Here is a 19,779-nt window from a genome sequence, read left to right as displayed (position 1 = left end):
AAGGAAAAGCAGATGAGCAAAAAGCCTCTTGCGCTTTTGCATGAGAAGAATATCCACAAAAATGGAGGCTTTTGCCTCCATTTTAAAAATCAAAAGAATGCGTATTGATTGTTTAAACAGAATAGTACATGTCAAATTCAACAGGATGGGGTGTTGTTTCGTAGCGCAAGACTTCTTGCATCTTTACTTGAATGAAGGAATTAATCTGATCATCATCAAAAACGTCGCCAGCTTTAAGAAAGCCACGATCTTTGTCAAGTGCTTCAAGCGCTTCACGCAGACTTCCTGAAACAGTAGGGATTTCTTTGAGTTCTTTTAAGGGAAGATCATAAAGATCTTTATCCATAGCATGTCCGGGATGAATTTTGTTTTTGATGCCATCAAGACCAGCCATTAAAAGGGCCGCAAATGCCAAATAGGGATTTGCTGTTGGGTCTGGAAAACGAACTTCTACACGTTTTGAATTTGGTGAGGAGCTCATTGGGATACGGCAAGATGCAGAACGATTACGTGCTGAATAGGCAAGAAGAACAGGAGCTTCATAACCAGGAACCAAACGTTTATAGGAGTTTGTGGATGGGTTTGTAAAAGCATTGATTGCTTTTGCGTGCTTAATAACACCACCGATAAAAAACAAACAGGTTTCTGATAGTCCGGCATATTCATTTCCTGCAAAAATGGGTTTGCCATCTTTCCAAATGGAGATGTGGACATGCATTCCAGAGCCGTTATCACCAAAAACTGGCTTTGGCATGAAGGTTGCTGTTTTTCCATAACTGTTTGCTATTTGATGTACAACATATTTAAAAATTTGCATCTTGTCAGCCTCGCGAACGAGTGTATCAAAACGAATACCCAATTCGTGTTGGCCTGCTGCTACTTCGTGATGGTGTTTTTCGACCTGTACGCCCATATCTTTGAGTGCTGTGAGCATTTCAGAACGCATATCTTGGCAGGAATCAATCGGCGGAACAGGAAGGTAGCCTCCCTTTATTCGTGGGCGATGTCCTAGATTGCCTGTTTCATATTCCGTATCATCATTGGAGGGAAGTTCACTTGAATCGAGTTTAAACCCTGTGTTGTAAGGATCCGTTTTATAGCGCACATCATCAAAGATAAAAAACTCTGCTTCTGGACCTACATTGATTGTATCTCCAATGCCTAAAGATTTCATATAAACTTCAGCTCTTTTGGCGATAGAACGAGGATCTCTACGATAAAATTCACCAGAGACAGGATCAAGTACATTACAAAATATGACCAAAGTAGATTGAGCAAAAAAAGGATCAATATGTGCTGTTTCTGGATCTGGCATTAAAACCATGTCAGATTCATTAATTGTTTTCCAACCAGCAATTGAAGAACCATCAAACATGACACCGTCACTAAAAGTATCTTCGCTGATTTCTGCGATATCCATTGTAATGTGATGCAATTTTCCTCGTGGATCAGTAAAACGTAAATCAACAAAACGGATTTCGTTGTCTGTAATCTGTTTGATAATATCTGATGCGGTTGTCATATTCAATTTCCTTAATATGGCGTTGAGGTGGATAAAAAAGTGAATTTTCTCGTTATTTATTAAAGGGCATCGATACCGGTTTCGTCCGTGCCTATACGAATGGCATCATCAATGGAAAAGACAAATATTTTTCCATCTCCTATATGTTTGGTTTGAGCTGCTTTACGTATTGCATCAACAGTTTGTTCTAGTTTTTCATCGGACACAACAATTTCAATCTTTACTTTAGGTAGAAAGTCAACAACATATTTCGTGCCACGATAAAGTTCTGTATGTTCCCTTTGACGACCAAAACCTTTCGCTTCTGTTACTGTAATACCATGTAACCCAATTTTTTGAAGCGCTTCTTTCACTTCATCAAGTTTGAAAGGTTTTATAATGGCTTCAATTTTTTTCATGCTGAAATTATCTCCAACGTTATTTTGTCTTTTTAGACTGCATCACATTATATTGACAACTGTAAGATGTCCAACAGATACTTTGTGCACAAAAAGTCGAAAATAATGACACTCTATACTCTTTTAGGAGAGTTTCTTTTGTAGAATAAAGTCAAATACTGTTTTTTGGAAAAAATCTTACAATTCTTGTATAAGAATTAAAATAATATAATAAAAAAGTTTTGTTTCTTTTTTGTTAGATAATACGTTGACTTATAATGATAATTAGACGTTCTCTACACTGAATGAGAAACTCTAATAGCGTGAGGTTTTCTCATTTTAGATCTTTTTATCGTCAATCAATCAAAACGATACCTTTGTATATCATGAATAGTACGAGTGTGTGGATAAAAACATTTGAAAAAAATAAAATGCTTTTTATAAAAGCTTTCGATAACTAAAGTTTTTGCAATATTAGGGAGTAGGGGGGAGACACATATTGGAAAAGAGTGTAATAATGCCGATTATGCTCCTTCATAAACGTAAAGATGGTGGTATACAATAATGGATTTATCATTATAGCATTAGGTGCCGTCGTGAAATGGGCTTGAGAGCGTTGAGGAATATTTCTTTAAAACAGATGTGTGAATCGGCAACGCAAATATATTTTGTTTGGGGCGTTTTGTCTCTTCGTGAGGAATGTGATTCCATTAAGGAACGCGATAAACAAAAGCGTGAAGCAATGGGCACTCTTCATTATAAGATACTGCTGCGGATTCCTTTGAAAATCGTAAAGATAAATTAAAAGGAGATGTAAAGATAGGAACTTAATTTATCTCCTTAAAACTTCGTATTCTTTCCAAATTGGGCTGTTTGGCCGTTTCAGATATAAAAAAACAGAGAATAAATACGCAATTATGCGCGCGTTCCTATGGGCAATACGAAAACTGAAACAGCTTATAAAGCGCTAAATTGTTTCAGTCTTTGCTTTAAACATGTTGCACCACTGGAATTTAGGTGTTGGTGTTTACAGGTAACAATAAAAGTACAGGCTTTGTTCGTATGCTGTATTTACAATGGAAAGCGTTTTTAAGAATTGGAATTATAGGGAGAGGGGCGCAGTAAAACATCTTTTAGAAATTTTCCCGTGTAGGAAGCAGGAACCTTAATGATGTCTTCAGGGCGTCCAATTGCAACAATTTCACCACCACGATCTCCACCTTCTGGTCCTAAATCAATAATCCAGTCGGCTGTCTTTATAACATCAAGGTTATGTTCAATGACTATAACTGTGTTGCCTTGCTCGACTAGTTCATGCAGCACTTCAAGAAGTTTGGAAATATCGTGAAAATGTAAACCTGTTGTCGGTTCATCCAAAATATAGAGTGTCCGTCCCGTTGTTTTACGTGAAAGTTCTTTCGCAAGTTTCACACGTTGTGCTTCTCCACCAGAAAGTGTGGTTGCTTGCTGTCCTACTTTTATGTAACCTAATCCTACTTTAATGAGAGTTTCCATTTTATTATGAATAGCGGGAATAGCTTGGAAAAATTCCTCTGCCTTTTCAATTGTCATATCCAAAATATCGGCTATAGACTGTCCTTTGAATTTTATTTCTAGTGTTTCTCGATTATAGCGTTTTCCTTTACAGACATCGCAAGTAACATAGACATCAGGTAAAAAGTGCATTTCAATTTTTATGACTCCATCACCTTGACATGCTTCGCAACGTCCCCCTTTAACATTAAATGAAAAACGCCCAGCTTTGTAACCACGGGCTTTTGATTCTGGGAGATCGGCAAACCACTCACGAATCGGTGTAAAAGCGCCTGTATAGGTTGCTGGATTAGAGCGTGGGGTGCGTCCAATTGGGGACTGGTTGATATCAATGACTTTATCAAGAAATTCTAATCCTTCAATTTTGTCATAGCTGGCAGGGCTGTGATGAGAGCCCATGATATGATGTGATGCTGCTTTGAAAAGCGTTTCAATAAGAAATGTTGACTTTCCTCCTCCAGAAACACCAGTTATGCATGTGAAGGTTCCAAGAGGAATATTCGCATTGATATTTTTGAGGTTATTTCCTTTGGCGCCGATGACTTTAAGTGTTTTCGTTTTTGATATTTTGCGTCGCTCTGTAGGCATTTTAACAGCCATTTTTCCTGAAAGGTATTGGCCTGTGAGAGAGGCTGAATTTTCTATAATTTCCTGCGGTGTTCCTTGCGCTATGATTTCTCCACCATGAACGCCCGCGGCAGGCCCCATATCGACAACATAGTCTGCTGTGAGAATAGCATCTTCATCATGTTCAACAACAATAACTGTATTGCCAAGATTGCGCAAATGGCGCAGCATTTCCAACAGGCGTTCGTTATCGCGTTGGTGTAAACCGATAGATGGTTCATCTAAAATATAAAGAACGCCTGTAAGACCAGAACCAATTTGAGATGCCAACCGAATGCGTTGGCTTTCTCCACCTGAAAGCGTTCCTGAATTTCGAGACAAGGTAAGATATTCCAATCCTACATGATTTAAAAAAGCCAAACGTTCACGAATTTCTTTTAAAATACGTACGGCGATATTACGTTGTTTTTCTGTGAGATATTGATGAACATTGGCAAACCAATCATCTGCTTTTAGAATAGAAAGATCTGATATTTGCCCAATATGCATTCCGTTGATTTTTACAGCAAGTGCCTCTGGTTTTAAACGATAACCGTGACAAGCTGGGCAGGGCGAAGAAGACATATAACGTTCGATTTCTTCTCGAGACCAAGCAGAATCGGTTTCTTTCCAGCGTCTCTCCATATTAGGGATGATTCCTTCAAAAGGTTGGGTCGTTTTATGCGAACCAGAATTATTTTTATAGATAAAAGAAATTTCATCTCTTTTTGTACCGTAGAGAATAGCCTGTTGTGCTTCATTAGAGAGTTCACACCATTGATCTGTGAGTTTGAAACCGTAAGCTTTTCCTAATGCTTCTAGGGTTTGGCTATAATAAAGTGAATCCGATTTAGCCCAAGGAGCAATGGCGCCATTTTTGAGGGTAAGATTTTTATTGGGCACAATTTTCAGTGGATCCATTGCTTTTTTGATGCCCAGTCCATCGCAGAGAGGACAGGCGCCAAAAGGATTATTGAACGAAAAAAGGCGTGGTTCAATTTCAGGAATAGAAAAACCCGATACAGGGCAGGAAAACTTTTCTGAAAAAATGAGCCGTTTGTGTGTATTATTTTTCGACTTATGAGCAGATTCCTTTGTCGTTTCTTTTTGTGTCAAGGGTTGGTCTGCCATTTCAGCAATGGCAAGCCCATTTGCTAGCTGTAAACAGGTTTCTATACTATCAGCCAAGCGAGAGGTGATATCCTTCTGTACAACAATGCGGTCTACCACGACATCGATGTCGTGTTTATATTTTTTATCAAGAGGTGGAATATCAGCGATTTCATAGAATTTTCCATCAACTTTAGCGCGTTGAAATCCTCTTTTTAAAAGTTCTGTTAGCTCTTTTTTATATTCTCCCTTTCGTCCTCGCACCAAAGGGGCCATAATAAAAATTCGCGTTCCTTCTGGTAAGGACATAATTTGATCCACCATTTGGCTTACTGTCTGGCTTTCAATAGGAAGTCCTGTCACAGGAGAATGAGGAATACCAATACGTGCAAAGAGAAGACGCATATAGTCGTGGATTTCAGTAACGGTACCTACCGTTGAACGAGGGTTGCGACTGGTTGTTTTTTGTTCAATGGAGATAGCTGGAGAGAGACCGTCTATGCGGTCGACATCGGGTTTTTGCATGACTTCCAAAAATTGGCGTGCATAGGCTGAAAGGCTTTCGACATAGCGGCGTTGTCCTTCAGCGTAAATTGTATCAAAAGCTAAGGATGATTTTCCTGATCCGGAAAGTCCTGTTATAACAATAAGTTTGTCACGAGGCAGATCGAGATCAATATTTTTAAGGTTATGCTCACGTGCACCGCGAATGGAGATATATTTTTGATAAGTCATATTTTATCCTTGGCATATGTGACAAAAACTGAGCACCTAAAATGGAATAAAACTGTTTTTTTAGAATTACAATGTGTTTAACTGCTTTAATGCTAAAGGAAGGTATAAGTTTTGTGAAAAGAAAAATACAAATGAGCAGCTTTTTATTCTCTCGTGGTGGAATAAACTATGCGTCTTTATCATCTTTTGTTATAATTACACAGATACAATATTGGGAAAGGATAGCAATATCCATATTGAAGGTCAATTGCAGACATGTAAATTGAAGGTCGAGATGGTTATAACTGTTATAAAACAGAGTATTTTACGAATTAAAATTTTGGAGTTTATGCGATGGCTGGTAGCCTTAATAAAGTTATTTTGATTGGTAATCTTGGTGCGGATCCTGAAATCCGCCGTTTGAATTCTGGTGACCAAGTGGCAAATTTACGTATTGCTACTTCAGAAAGTTGGCGTGATCGGAATACAAATGAGCGAAAAGAACGCACTGAGTGGCATAATATTGTTATTTTTAATGAAAACCTTGTCAAAGTTGCAGAGCAATATTTAAAAAAAGGCAGCAAAATTTACATTGAGGGGCAGTTACAGACACGAAAATGGCAAGATCAAAATGGAAATGACCGTTATACAACAGAGGTTGTTTTGCAAAAGTACCGTGGCGAATTACAAATGCTTGATGGGCGGGGCGCCGCGGGCGGGGAGCAAGGAGCAAGTCAAGGGGGGAGTTATAGTGGTGGCTTTGCCGATAGTAACTCAAATCAGAGAAATACGTTTGGTCAAAATAATAATCAATTGGGAGAAGATTTTTCACACAAATTAGATGATGACGTACCTTTTTAAGAGTCATTATTTGTCGTATTACGATTACTTTATGATTTGTTTGTTTCAGATTTTTGAAGTTTAGCGAAGTGAAAATTGTTGATTATTATTGGTAATTTTAACATAAATTAATAACATATTGAAAAATATTGTTAAATTTCTTTTTTGTCATGGGGGAGAAATTAGCATTTTGGTGTATTTTTCGATATAAATAAAGTGAAATGATTCTTTTTTGAAAGTTTTAAAATTGTGACCGATCTTACTCCACACCCAGAACGTGATGTGCTAACCGGTATTGAACCAATCAGTATTATTGATGAAATGCAACGCTCCTATCTCGATTATGCGATGAGCGTGATTGTTTCACGTGCACTTCCTGATGTTCGTGATGGTCTTAAGCCTGTTCATCGACGTATCCTTCATGCTATGAATGAGATGGGGCTTTCTTTCAATAAGTCATATCGTAAATCTGCTGGTGTTGTTGGTGAGGTTATGGGGAAATTCCATCCCCATGGTGATGCTTCAATTTACGATGCTTTAGTGCGTATGGCGCAGGACTTTTCTTTAAGAAATCCATTGATTGATGGTCAGGGAAATTTTGGTTCCGTTGATGGTGATCCACCCGCGGCCATGCGCTATACTGAGTGTCGTTTAGAAAAAGTTTCAGAAGAACTTTTAGCTGATATAGATAAAGATACTGTTGATTTTCAGGATAATTACGATGGGCGTGAGCGTGAACCGGTTGTCTTACCAGCGCGTTTCCCCAATCTTTTGGTTAATGGGTCAGGGGGGATTGCTGTGGGAATGGCAACCAATATTCCTCCCCATAATCTTGGTGAAGTCGTTGATGGTTGTATCGCTTTGATTGACAATCCCGATATCACACTCGATAAAATAATTGAAATTATTCCTGGTCCGGATTTTCCTACAGGGGGCATTATCCTCGGCCATTCTGGTGTTCGTGCCGCTTATGAAACAGGGCGTGGCTCAATCATTATGCGTGCTAAAGTTGAGATCGAAGAAATTCGCAGTGGTCGACAAGCAATTATTGTGAGTGAGATCCCCTATCAAGTTAATAAGGCAACGATGATTGAGAAAATGGCCGAATTGGTGCGCGATAAACGCATTGAGGGAATCTCTGATTTGCGTGACGAATCTGATCGTGATGGATATCGGGTCGTTATTGAGCTGAAGAAAGATGTCGTTGCGGAAGTTGTTTTAAACCAATTATATCGGTATACGCCTCTACAGACTTCCTTTGGTTGTAATATGGTTGCTTTGAATGGGGGAAAACCCGAACAGATGACGTTGCTTGATATGCTTCGTGCATTTGTTTCTTTTCGGGAAGAAGTTGTCAGTCGGCGAACAAAATATCTTTTGCGTAAAGCGCGTGAGCGAGCACATGTTTTGGTCGGTCTTGCCCTTGCTGTTGCCAATATTGATGAAATTATAGCACTTATTCGCAAAGCTCCTGATCCGCAGACAGCACGTGCACAGTTAATGGAACGACGCTGGCCAGCAATGGATGTCGCGCCTTTGATTAAACTTATTGATGATCCTCGTCATATTATTCATGAGGATGGTACTTATAATCTCTCTGAAGAACAGGCGCGTGCTATTTTAGAATTGCGTTTGCAACGATTGACAGCCCTTGGGCGTGATGAAATCGCTGATGAATTGAATAAAATTGGTGTGGATATCGCTGACTATCTTGATATCTTGGCATCACGCGTACGCATTATGTGTATTGTTAAGGATGAGTTGAGTGCTCTTCGTGAGGAATTTGCAACGCCGCGACGTACCGTATTTGGTTTTGGTAGTGCTGAGATGGAGAGTGAAGATCTGATCGCACCAGAGGATATGGTGGTAACGGTGAGCCATAGTGGCTATATTAAACGTGTGCCTCTTAATACCTATCGTGCACAGCGACGTGGTGGTAAGGGGCGTTCTGGTATGTCCACGAAGGATGAGGATTTTGTAACGCGGTTGTTTGTTGCCAATACGCATACGCCGGTTCTTTTCTTTTCATCACGTGGAATTGTTTATAAGGAAAAAGTTTGGCGACTGCCGCTGGGGACACCCCAATCGCGTGGGCGGGCTTTGATCAATATGCTTCCTTTACAACCAGGTGAGCGTATTACAACGATTATGCCTTTGCCTGAAGATGAAGCGAGCTGGAGTGCATTGGATGTTATGTTTGCGACAACACGTGGAACTGTGCGTCGTAATAAATTATCAGATTTCGTTCAAGTTAATCGTAATGGTAAAATTGCAATGAAACTTGATGAAGAAGATGAAATTCTTTCTGTTGAAACCTGTACAGAACATGATGATGTTGTTCTAACAACAGCCAATGGACAATGTATCCGTTTTCCAGTTGTTGATGTTCGTGTCTTTGCTGGGCGTAATTCTGTGGGAGTTCGTGGTATCAATTTAGCTAAAGGCGATAAAGTCATTTCGATGACAATTTTAGAGCATGTCGAGGCGACATCCATTGAGCGTTCTGCTTATATTAAACGTGTAATGAATGAACGACGTGCTTCTGGTGCAGATGCTGATGTTGAAGATATTGTAACTCTTGATGAGGAAGATGGGGGTGCTGAAACAGAGTTAACAGATGAACGTTATGCAGAACTTCATGCACGTGAACAAATGCTTTTAACGGTGAGTGAGTTTGGTTATGGTAAACGCTCTTCGTCTTATGAGTTCCGGATTTCGGGACGTGGCGGAAAAGGGATTCGTGCAACGGATCCATCTAAAACAGCTGAAATTGGTAAATTAGTAGCGGCTTTTCCGGTGAAGGCGCAAGATCAAATTATGTTGGTATCAGATGGGGGACAGCTTATTCGTGTCCCTGTTGAGGGAATTCGTACGGCTGGGCGCTCAACTAAGGGAGTCACAATTTTTAATACAGCCAAAGGTGAAAGAGTTGTATCGGTTGAACGTATTTCTGAACCTGAAGATGATACGAGTTCATTAGATGATGAAGGTGAGAAGCATTCTGATACAGTTGATATGAGCGAAGAAAAATAATTTTGAAGAGGATGGAGTAAAATCATGAAAATTGCTCTTTACGCAGGTTCTTTTGATCCTCTTACAAATGGTCATCTTGATGTTTTGAAAGGGTGTTTTGTGTTAGCTGATAAGGTGATCGTCGCTATAGGGATACAGGCTGACAAAAAAACACTCTTTAGCTTTGAAGAGCGTGTTGATTTCATTACGCAGGTAGGGAAAGACTTGTTTGGTGCGGATTCTAATCGATTGCAGGTTCTTTCATTTAGCAACCTTCTAATTGAGAAGGCGCGTGAAGTTGGTGCTTCATTTCTCATTCGTGGATTGCGTGATGGTACTGATCTTGATTATGAAATGCAAATGGCAGGGATGAATGGCGTTATGGCTCCTGAATTGCAAACTGTTTTTTTGCCGGCAAGCGTTTCTGGGCGTGCGATAACTTCTACATTGGTACGCCAAATTGCCTCTATGGGAGGTGATGTAACACCATTTGTACCGCCCAATATTGCACAAGCTTTGAGCTCGAAATTCCAATCTTTTAGGGGAGAATAATTGTGTCTCGTAGAATTTTTGCTGTTTTGATATGTGTGTTTTGTTTTTTTTCATTATCCGCTGTCGCCGGTAATTCTAGTCCAGCGAGTGATGCAAGCCTTCTTGTTTTATCTCTCAAAGATGGTGATGTCATTATTCGTCTGCGTCCTGATTTGGCGCCAAAACATGTTGCGCAAATCAAAAGATTAACAGAAGAGGGGGCCTATAATAATGTTGTGTTTCATCGCGTTATTCCTAATTTCATGGCACAAACTGGTGATGTAAAGTTTGGAAAAAAAGGCAGTAGAGATTTTGATCTGAAACGCGTTGGTATGGGTGGCTCAAATTATCCCAATATACCGGCAGAGTTTTCAAAGCAGCCGTTTAAACGTGGTACTGTTGGGATGGCACGGTCACAAGATCCGGATTCCGCGAATTCTCAATTCTTCATTTGTTTTGATGATGCTGCTTTTTTAAATGGTCAGTATACGGTTGTTGGAGAGGTTATAAAGGGGATGGATGTTGTTGATAAAATAAAAAAAGGTACGACAAGTAATAATGGATCTGTAAAAAATCCTGATGTTATTAATGCTGCTACTTTACAAGTTGAGAAATGAATCAAAGGAGCTTTCCATATGGCTGAGAATAAAAATCCAGAGAATACTTTAATTCTTGAAACAACAAAGGGCAGAGTTGTTATTGAGCTTTTGGCTGATTTAGCGCCAAAACATGTTGCACGTATTAAAGAATTGGTACGTGAAGGTGCTTATGATAATGTTATTTTCCATCGCGTTATTGATGGTTTTATGGCGCAAACTGGCGATGTCCAATTTGGAAAGAAGGATAGTGAAAAATTCAATTTATCCCGTGCGGGTATGGGGGGGGCAGAAAAACCAAATTTAACAGCAGAGTTTTCAAATCTTTCTCATAAGCGTGGTACAGTTTCTATGGCACGTAGTCAGAATCCAAATTCTGCTAATTCTCAGTTTTTTATTTGTTTTGCAGATGCTCCGTGGCTTGATCGTCAATATTCCATATGGGGACAGGTTGTTGAAGGTATGGAAAATGTTGATAAAATTAAACGTGGTGAACCTGTTGCAGATCCAGATTCAATTACCAAAGCCGTTATTGCTGCGGATGCAAAATAGTATAAATTATACTGACTTCAATTGTAAATTTCTAAGAAAAAATACTCTTTTCTGATCAATAAAGGCACACAAAACTCTTTTGTAGTACCACACTTACCTTTTATAATTTCGAGCTAAGAATTGTCCATATATTTACTTCAATGGGATCTTTCTGAAGAGTATAATGTAAAGGATTTGTACAAACACCTGTCAGAATAAGAAAACGCAAAGTCTGTTATGTTATGGTTGTTGTTTGGAAAAGTGTTTTATAAAAAATTCGGCATTTCTCTTCAATTCATTGTTGGTCTATTAATGGTTTTATGATGTTACTTTCCTGAGAGAGCGTGTGCTTTTGTTGCTGCTTGTAAATCAACATCCAATCCTAATGCAGCAGCACACATATTAATACGGATAAGAGCCTTATGAGCTGCTCCAGTTTTCCTAGCAAGGTGGAAAACCATCATTTATGTATATCTCATTGGTGTCATCTTTAAAACAAGAAGACAGTTTAATCTTAGAAGAATGTAGAGGCGCAGAGGTGAAATAAATGGCTAGTCTTGCCATATTCTTTTTAATTCAGCTTTACTTTTTTAAAAAGTATCTAAAGCGATATCATTTAAATAATGAAGGTTATGCATAGCCTTACGCTTTTATTTTTCTCGTTTTTTAATAGAGGAACGCTCCAAACGGAATATACTTCATGTTGCACATTTACGTGTTTTTTTAAGAAGCATTTCTCAGTACATATCAACATTCACTTCCATAATGACGTTCGTGGCGTGTATAGTTTTAAAGCTATAAATAGTATAAATCTATTATGCACCACCATCTTTAAAGCTTGTGAAGGAGCAAGAGGGGACCATCATACGCTTTTTCAGCCTCTAATGTTACGATAGAGCTTTTGATATTTGAGAATTTTTACAAAAAGCATTTTTAGTTTTTTTTAAGTGTTTTTACACGTTAATTTCTTTTGTGAATTATCTCAAGTGCCAAGAGCTATCTCAATATTGTAAGGGGATAAATGATTATGCTCATTTGCGCTTTTATTAAGCGTGGGGATCGTCGTGCTCAGCAGATGAAAAATTTTTATCTGTAAAAGTAAACAATATTGTAGGCTGTGCAATGCGTTCAGAATTTTCTTCTATGCGTACAAAGTTATTGCTTATGGAAGTATGTGAAGATGAGATTATTGTGATAATAATTTTTCAGTTCTATTAAGGCTTTAGTGCGTTAAGCGTAGGTATTTTGAGGTATGATATTATAAGGATTGTACTATTTTTCTGGAGCTAGATTATCACTTTTATTATGGTGATTTCTTAACAAGAAATGTTCTTTTATCTCGTTTAATTTTTTATGCTGGTTACAATATTGAGCGAATCAAAAATTAATTCATAAAGCTTATGACAATGCTCGTAAGGGGATATCTTTTTTCTTTCTATAGAGATATGCATTGATGGAATCAAAAAGACGAGAGTTATGATAAAGACATTTCATTATAGAAAAATTGCTCAAGATGGGTACGCACGTCGAGGCGAAATTATAACGGGGCGAGGATGTGTTCGTACACCCGCATTTATGCCTGTTGGAACGGCAGGAACCGTTAAGGCTATGTATATGGATCAGATACGTGATCTTGGTGCAGATATCATTTTAGGGAATACTTATCATTTAATGTTACGCCCAGGAGCTGAACGTGTTGCGCGTTTGGGAGGATTACATGAATTTTCACGCTGGAGTGGACCTATTTTAACCGATTCTGGTGGCTTTCAGGTTATGTCATTGGCGGGAATCCGTAAAATTACTGAACAAGGTGTGATTTTTCGCTCTTACATTAATGGAGCTTACTATGAAATGAGTCCAGAGCGTTCTATCGAAATTCAAGAACTTCTTGGTGCGGATATCCAGATGCAGTTGGATCAATGTATTGCATTACCTGCAACTGAAAAAGAAATGGAAGAAGCTATGGAACTTTCATTGCGGTGGGCGCAGCGTTGTAAAACAGCTTTTGGAGATCAGCCCAATAAAGCATTGTTTGGGATTGTTCAAGGTGGTGATAATATGAAACTGCGTGAAAGTTCTGCTCAAGCATTAAAAGAAATGGATTTAAAAGGTTACGCTATTGGAGGGCTTGCTGTTGGTGAGCCGCAGAGTGTTATGACAGCAGTATTGGATACTACTTGTCCGATTTTACCAGAGGATAAACCACGCTATCTTATGGGGGTAGGGACACCTGATGATATTTTACAAAGTGTTGCTCGTGGTGTTGATATGTTTGATTGTGTTATGCCGACGCGTGCAGGACGTCATGGTTTAGCTTTTACCCGCTTTGGTAGAATTAATTTGCGTAATGCGCGTTATGCAGAAGATCCACATCCTCTTGATCCGCAGTCACTTTGTCCAGCAGCACATGATTATAGTTGTGCTTATTTGCATCATTTGATCAAATCTGGTGAATCTCTTGGGGGTATGTTGTTGACTTGGAATAATCTTTTTTATTATCAACAACTGATGCAGGGAATTCGTGATGCCATTGAAGAAGGCTGTTATGCTGATTTTTGCGCTGAAACGCGCGCTCTATGGGCACAAGGACGCTAAAATATTAATCGTAATATAGCGTTTCATTTTTTTATTGAATTTATTCTTGCACTTACAAATTTGGCTAAAAATATGAAATTAGAAACACCTTCCAAAATTATAAATTCCACTATCCTAAGATATAGAAGTGCGGTTTTATAGGGCATATATTCTTTTTCTAATTACTATATAAAACAGAAACTGTTACTCCGGTACGCGCTACCTGATCCGGAGAAAAACAGTTTATTTCTGTTTCTGATGACTGTTTAAAGCAACAATGTTAATGAGGCGTTAGCGAACTCTTAAAGAAGTATGAAAATTGTATTTTTATGAGCTAATTTGTGTTTTTTATTACTAAAGGTAAAGAATAGGTTATATACAATCGAATAGATAAATTTTTAGGAAATTAAAAGAAAACTAAAATAAGATTACAACATTTTAAATATTATAATTATATATTTTAAGTTTTTATTATTTTTATATCTTAATAATAAGTCTTATTTATAAGATAATTATATATTTTAAGTCATAAAAAATTTAAATATTAATCACGATAATTAGCACATTTATAAAATATCGATAAATATATTGAGATAAAAATTATTATATTTGTTTTCTGCTCTGTTTATAGAATTTATCTGAAAATAAGCATAATATATTTAATTGAATATTTTAATTTAAAGATAATGAGTTAGATACCTGATGCGATTCCTCTGTTAGAGGAGGGAGGGGTAAAGATGTCTAAAAGAGGGTATTTAATAAATCTAGAAACCAAGCACTATTATCATAAGAATTTTTAAAAGATTCTATAATAATTTATAAGAATGGCGTAAAGTTGAAATTATAGCTTATCAATTTGGATGATCTGCATTTAGATAACAAAAACAATGCAACGATAATTTTGTGAGAAGTTTTATCTTTGTATCAAGATAATGATGAGATGTGGTTCACTTGTTTGAAGTGCATTATTCGACAAATTTTAGAATTATTTATAGGGTATGGTATATCGTTGCAAAATAAAGGTTTCATTGTAAAATTGGAACTGCTGAAAATAGAAGACAAAGTTTATTGTTTGGCAGATATGATAAAAATAGGTGAATACGTTTATAACTTTGAGGGTTTCAAAGATTTTCCATTAAAGAATCTTACCTAAAGCTTCATAAAATGCTTTATATATCAAAATATTTCTAAAACTTTATTGGGGACTATTGAGCATGCGTATAACAATGTTTTGAATTTTTGTTTGTGTGTATTACAGATATCTACAGTTAAAACTCCTATCCAGAAGTGATGATATGAGGGATTCTTATAAACAAAAGGTTCTTGCATTGGAAATTGATTCGAGAATACGGCGTTTAATAATTTTAGCTCTTGCCGTGGGGAGTTTTGCTATTGGTACTGCAGAGTTTGTTGCAATGGGGCTACTGCCAGAGATGGCACGAAGTTCATATGTTGATATTCCTACCGCTGGTCAATATATTTCTGCTTATGCATTAGGAGTTGTGATTGGAGCACCTCTTTTAGCTGTGGCAACAGCTCAGGTATCACGCAAAACTGTTTTGATAGGATTGATGCTTTTTTATGCTTTAGCAAATATTGCTAGTGCCTTTGTTTCTGATTTTAGCATATTAGTAGTATTACGCTTTCTCAGTGGACTTCCCCATGGAATCTATTTTGGACTTGCGGCTATGGTTGCCTCTTCAATGGTAGAAATGAAAGAACGTTCTAAAGCTGTTGGATATGTTATGCTTGGCTTAACAATTGCAACTGTTTTTGGAGCACCCAGTGCTACTTGGATTGGTCAACTTATTGGTTGGCAGATTGCTTTTGTCCTTGTGGGTATGATTGCTTTATTATGTTGTTTGCTTATTTGGAATTTTTTACCTTGTGATTTAAGTTTTCCAAAAACGAATCCTTTGCACGAAATGGGTGCATTAAAGCAAAAGCAGGTATGGCTTCTTTTGTTGATGGTTTCGGTGGGAGCGTCAGGATTATTTTCTGTTTTTACTTATATCAAGTCAACATTAATGCATATTTCTGGTATTTCACTTGAGTGGGTACCATTTATCATGCCGTTAGTTGGATTGGGAATGGTGGTAGGAAATCTCTTGGGACCTAAATTAGCTGTTAAAATTGGTATTTCGCCGATGATATTTTTTTCTATGCTTTGGAGCGTATTTGTTTTTTTTCTTTTTTTCTTTTTGTCCTATGCTCCGTTAACAGCGGCAATAGGATGCTTTTTTGTTGGGACTTCTTTTGCTGCTATGCCTTCTATACAAACAAAAATTATGGATGTTGCACTACAGGGACAGATTTTGGCAGGAGCATTAATGCAGTCTGCTTTTAATATTGCTAATGCTCTTGGTGCAGAATCTGGAGCATTAGTTTTAAAATTGGGCTATAGTTATGAATATACAGCTATTTTAGGAAGTGTTCTAACTTTGTGTGGATTAGTGATTTTTTACGTCTCATGGTATATGGAAAAGCATGCTTAATACTTTTCATTTTTTTAATGAAGAAGGTATTTTTATGTTTATTTAATTATTGGAATGTCCTGTTGGGTTTTTTAATATGCAGTAAGAAATGCGCAGCGCTAATGGAATAGCAAAACAAAATAAAAAACCAATGAGTACTATAAGAAGAGTTTTTGCTGCTAAGATCATTCCTATTGTTCCTCCAGGATTAAAGAGACCGGCAAGATTGGTGATCACTCCGGCTAGAGTTGCACTCAATGCAGCTGAAAATAGTTGTACGGAGGTAAGGGATTCACTGGCACGTAGAGCATCTTCATCATTTGTACATTGTAAGATCCGTGTGAGCAAATGTGGCCATGCTATGCCCGCACTGATTCCAATAGAAAATAGTGCTAAGCAAATAATAAAAATATATTCGAGTGCGGAAACTTCTGTTGGGATGAGCCATAAAAGAATCGCTATGCCTAACAGTTTAAATAGGGGCGAGTATATAATGATGTTGCGAATTTTTTTTGTGGAGACAGCCGCACTTGAGAGGGCTCCACACGTCCACCCTAGGCTCATAAGTGCTGCTATATAACCGGCTATAAGGGGAGCTTGTCCATGAAGTTCTTGAAGAAAAAGTGGTAAATAAAGTTCTATACTGTACACGACTGTTGTCATCACGAGTATTAATGCGTAAACGGGAAAAATTTCAGAAGAGAAAGAAAAGGATTTGCGCGGCAACATAGGATGAAAGCTATATGATTCGATTTTTGCTAGAACAAAGAGAAGACTAAGTCCGATAACTAATCCGCAAATTTTTGCCATTGTTGTGTCCATAGCTCCTCCAACAGAAATGATAAAAATCAATAAGGTGAGTATGAAAAGCTGGAGAAGAGGGAGGGGGGATGTTGGAACATAGTTTTCATTCTTTTTAGGTAAAACTCTAAGAGCTATGAGCAAGAAGATTATCGCTAATATGCCGATAACCCAAAAGGATGCTCTCCATACGCCATAATGTACAGAAATGCCACCGATAGCTGGTCCTAACAAGGTTGATATTCCCCACATTCCAGAGATAACACTTAATGCGTGTGACCATAAAGAGGGGCTGAAAATAATACGTACCATGGAATAGGATAGAGATAACAAAGAACCACTTCCCAATCCTTGAATAAAGCGTCCTATTAAAAATAATGACATAGACGAAGAAATGCTGCAGAGGAAAGTGCCTAGGGTAAAGATAAGTCCAGAGATAACATAAGCGTTGCGAGGACCTAATTTTCCTAATATTTTTGTTGCAAGTGAAGTACCAAGGAGTGAAGCTGTAATAAAGACAGTCGCCACCCAAGAATAATATATCTCACTGCCAATATGATTCATAAGGGAGGGTAAAATAGTAATAACAATATAGACGTTGGTGGCGTGTAATACAACACCACCTGTAAACGTTAAAAAGCAAAGACCATTTTTACCTAATAAAAGCGCAGACCAGCTTTGTTTTTTCACTGTTTTTTGCTATTTAATAAAAATTTACCCTCTTTTTACTTATAAGGTACTTCTTTGAATTTGCCAAGAGAAATTCAAAGCTCTGTTTAGAGCTTTGAATTTTAATTTAAGTAATAACTTAATTGCCCATTGCTTTTTTAAGATTCTCATCAATTTTGTCGAGGAAACCTGTTGTAGAAAGCCATTTTTGTTTAGGCCCAATCAAAAGTGCGAGATCTTTAGTCATAAAACCCTCTTCGACGGTTTTAATACAAACTTCTTCCAATGTCGTGGAAAAGCTTTTTAATTTCTCATTGTTATCTAGTTTAGCACGGTGTGCCAGTCCACGCGTCCATGCGAAAATAGATGCAATAGAATTTGTTGATGTTTCTTCGCCTCTTTGATGCTGACGGTAATGGCGTGTTACGGTGCCGTGTGCTGCCTCTGCTTCAACAATTTTACCATCTGGTGTCATAAGAACAGAAGTCATGAGACCGAGAGAACCAAAGCCTTGGGCAACAATATCAGATTGAACATCACCATCATAGTTTTTACATGCCCATACATAGCCTCCTGACCATTTAATTGCAGAAGCAACCATATCATCAATGAGGCGGTGTTCGTAATATAATTTACGATTTTCAAATTCAGTTTTAAATTCCGTATCAAATATTTCTTGAAAGATATCTTTAAAACGACCATCGTAAGTTTTTAGAATGGTATTTTTTGTTGAAAGATAAACTGGGACATTCCTTTGTAGTCCATAATTAAAGGATGCTCGGGCAAAATCACGAATTGACTCATCAAGGTTATACATAGCCATAGCAACCCCTGCGCTTGGGGCATCAAAAACATCATGTTCAATAACTTGATTGTCATCACCTACAAATTTAATACTTAATTTCCCTTTTCCTGGAAATTTAAAATCTGTTGCCTTGTACTGATCACCAAAAGCGTGACGTCCAATAATAATTGGCTTTGTCCAGTTAGGAACAAGGCGAGGGACATTTTTACAGATAATGGGTTCGCGAAAAATGACTCCTCCTAAAATATTGCGGATTGTGCCATTAGGTGATTTCCACATTTTTTTTAGGTTAAATTCTTTAACGCGTGCCTCATCAGGTGTGATGGTTGCACATTTTATACCAACCCCATATTTTTTGATAGCATTGGCAGAATCGATAGTTACCTGATCATTTGTTGCATCACGATTTTCGACGGAAAGATCATAATATTTGAGATCAATGTCGAGATAGGGATGGATTAATTTATCTTTGATATATTTCCAGATGATACGAGTCATCTCATCCCCATCAAGTTCAACAACGGGGTTTTCTACTTTGATCTTTGCCATTAGAAGTCCTTTTTTTTTAAGCGATACTACTTTATAGCACTTTCAAGTTTATAATGAAAAGTAAAAACAAGGGAAAAAAGCACTCAAATATGAGCTTTTAGAATCTATGATCAATAGAGTGTAAATTTTGTTGGAGGGTTTAATTTTTGAAAAGAAGTGATGTGTTTGCAAATCTATAATTATTCTATGATTGATGAAGAATCTGTTTAATAGATAAGGTAGTTAGATCACTGGGGGGCAGGAATTATGCATTTTTATTATCAGAGTTTCCATTTAATAAGTTGATCGTATTCTAAATTATAGTTTCTTGATTTGTTGTGTTAGGTGAATAAGAATCTATTTTTATATCGCATTTCAATTCTAAGATTACGGTCTGTTTGTTTATAGAAAAGTTTAATGTAATACAAAGGCACCGTAATTAAAAATGCTTCATATAAGATGTGTTTTGGGGTGAATTTTAGTTTTGAAGGTTGGAAGAAACGTATAAATGATGTGGCTGGTTTTAATTTAAAAA

Annotated in this window: 12 protein-coding genes and 1 pseudogene; 7 read left to right on the top strand and 6 right to left on the bottom strand. The window is 37.5% G+C overall.

Annotation, left to right across the window (positions count from 1 at the left end; all coding sequences use genetic code 11):
• Positions 1 to 112: 112 nt before the first annotated feature.
• The 3 genes from glnA to uvrA all read right to left on the bottom strand — a co-directional run bounded on the left by glnA (position 113) and on the right by uvrA (position 5,904).
• Positions 113 to 1,522 carry a type I glutamate--ammonia ligase gene (gene glnA, locus ACFIJ8_RS03860; RefSeq protein ID WP_015856529.1) on the bottom strand — a complete coding sequence of 470 codons (1,410 nt, stop codon included), beginning with the start codon at positions 1,520 to 1,522 and terminating at the stop codon, positions 113 to 115.
• A gap of 59 nt (positions 1,523 to 1,581) precedes the next feature.
• Positions 1,582 to 1,920 carry a P-II family nitrogen regulator gene (locus tag ACFIJ8_RS03855; RefSeq protein ID WP_015856528.1) on the bottom strand — a complete coding sequence of 113 codons (339 nt, stop codon included), beginning with the start codon at positions 1,918 to 1,920 and terminating at the stop codon, positions 1,582 to 1,584.
• A gap of 1,068 nt (positions 1,921 to 2,988) precedes the next feature.
• A complete protein-coding gene (gene uvrA / locus ACFIJ8_RS03850; RefSeq protein ID WP_273788288.1) occupies positions 2,989 to 5,904 on the bottom strand; it encodes an excinuclease ABC subunit UvrA in 2,916 nt (971 codons plus the stop codon).
• Positions 5,905 to 6,237: 333 nt separating this feature from the next.
• Here uvrA and ssb point away from each other — a divergent pair, with 333 nt between their 5' ends.
• The 5 genes and pseudogenes from ssb (at position 6,238) to ACFIJ8_RS03825 (ending at position 11,414) form a co-directional block, all read left to right on the top strand.
• On the top strand, positions 6,238 to 6,744 hold the full coding sequence (gene ssb / locus ACFIJ8_RS03845; RefSeq protein ID WP_273788289.1) for a single-stranded DNA-binding protein: 507 nt from the start codon (positions 6,238 to 6,240) through the stop codon (positions 6,742 to 6,744).
• A 228-nt stretch (positions 6,745 to 6,972) separates the two neighbouring features.
• A complete protein-coding gene (gene gyrA, locus ACFIJ8_RS03840) occupies positions 6,973 to 9,756 on the top strand; it encodes a DNA gyrase subunit A (RefSeq protein WP_273788290.1) in 2,784 nt (927 codons plus the stop codon).
• Positions 9,757 to 9,780: 24 nt separating this feature from the next.
• A pseudogene (gene coaD / locus ACFIJ8_RS03835) lies at positions 9,781 to 10,300 on the top strand (pantetheine-phosphate adenylyltransferase).
• The gene (locus ACFIJ8_RS03830) at positions 10,290 to 10,883 is read left to right on the top strand and encodes a peptidylprolyl isomerase (RefSeq protein WP_273788292.1); all 594 of its coding nucleotides are present in this window, start codon (positions 10,290 to 10,292) and stop codon (positions 10,881 to 10,883) included. The pseudogene coaD and the gene ACFIJ8_RS03830 overlap by 11 nt, the downstream one beginning before the upstream one ends.
• Positions 10,884 to 10,901: 18 nt before the next feature.
• Complete coding sequence (locus ACFIJ8_RS03825; protein ID WP_273788293.1) at positions 10,902 to 11,414, top strand: peptidylprolyl isomerase; 513 nt, start codon at positions 10,902 to 10,904, stop codon at positions 11,412 to 11,414.
• Positions 11,415 to 11,719: 305 nt separating this feature from the next.
• Here ACFIJ8_RS03825 and ACFIJ8_RS03820 read toward each other — a convergent pair whose 3' ends face one another.
• Positions 11,720 to 11,857 (bottom strand): hypothetical protein, encoded by a 138-nt coding sequence (locus ACFIJ8_RS03820; protein ID WP_375629502.1) that lies wholly within the window; start codon positions 11,855 to 11,857, stop codon positions 11,720 to 11,722.
• Positions 11,858 to 12,869: 1,012 nt separating this feature from the next.
• Between ACFIJ8_RS03820 and tgt the strand changes: the two genes are divergently transcribed.
• Both tgt and ACFIJ8_RS03810 read left to right on the top strand, forming a co-directional pair.
• Positions 12,870 to 13,988, top strand: a complete 1,119-nt coding sequence (tgt, locus tag ACFIJ8_RS03815; RefSeq protein WP_375639039.1) for a tRNA guanosine(34) transglycosylase Tgt — start codon at positions 12,870 to 12,872, stop codon at positions 13,986 to 13,988.
• 1,274 nt (positions 13,989 to 15,262) lie between these two features.
• Positions 15,263 to 16,462: an MFS transporter gene (locus ACFIJ8_RS03810; RefSeq protein WP_375639038.1), complete on the top strand. Its 1,200-nt coding sequence runs from the start codon at positions 15,263 to 15,265 to the stop codon at positions 16,460 to 16,462.
• A 42-nt stretch (positions 16,463 to 16,504) separates the two neighbouring features.
• On the opposite strand, the gene ACFIJ8_RS03805 is transcribed toward ACFIJ8_RS03810, so the two are convergent.
• Both ACFIJ8_RS03805 and ACFIJ8_RS03800 read right to left on the bottom strand, forming a co-directional pair.
• A complete protein-coding gene (locus ACFIJ8_RS03805; RefSeq protein WP_375639037.1) occupies positions 16,505 to 17,932 on the bottom strand; it encodes an MFS transporter in 1,428 nt (475 codons plus the stop codon).
• A gap of 118 nt (positions 17,933 to 18,050) precedes the next feature.
• Positions 18,051 to 19,265 carry an NADP-dependent isocitrate dehydrogenase gene (locus ACFIJ8_RS03800; RefSeq protein ID WP_375639036.1) on the bottom strand — a complete coding sequence of 405 codons (1,215 nt, stop codon included), beginning with the start codon at positions 19,263 to 19,265 and terminating at the stop codon, positions 18,051 to 18,053.
• Between the last annotated feature and the right edge of the window lie 514 nt (positions 19,266 to 19,779).

The organism is Bartonella sp. MF74HXZ, assembly GCF_042194445.1.
GTDB classification, from domain to species: Bacteria; Pseudomonadota; Alphaproteobacteria; order Rhizobiales; family Rhizobiaceae; genus Bartonella; species Bartonella grahamii.
Note: the sequence above shows the minus strand (reverse complement) of the source record. Positions and strands in the feature narration are given on the sequence as shown.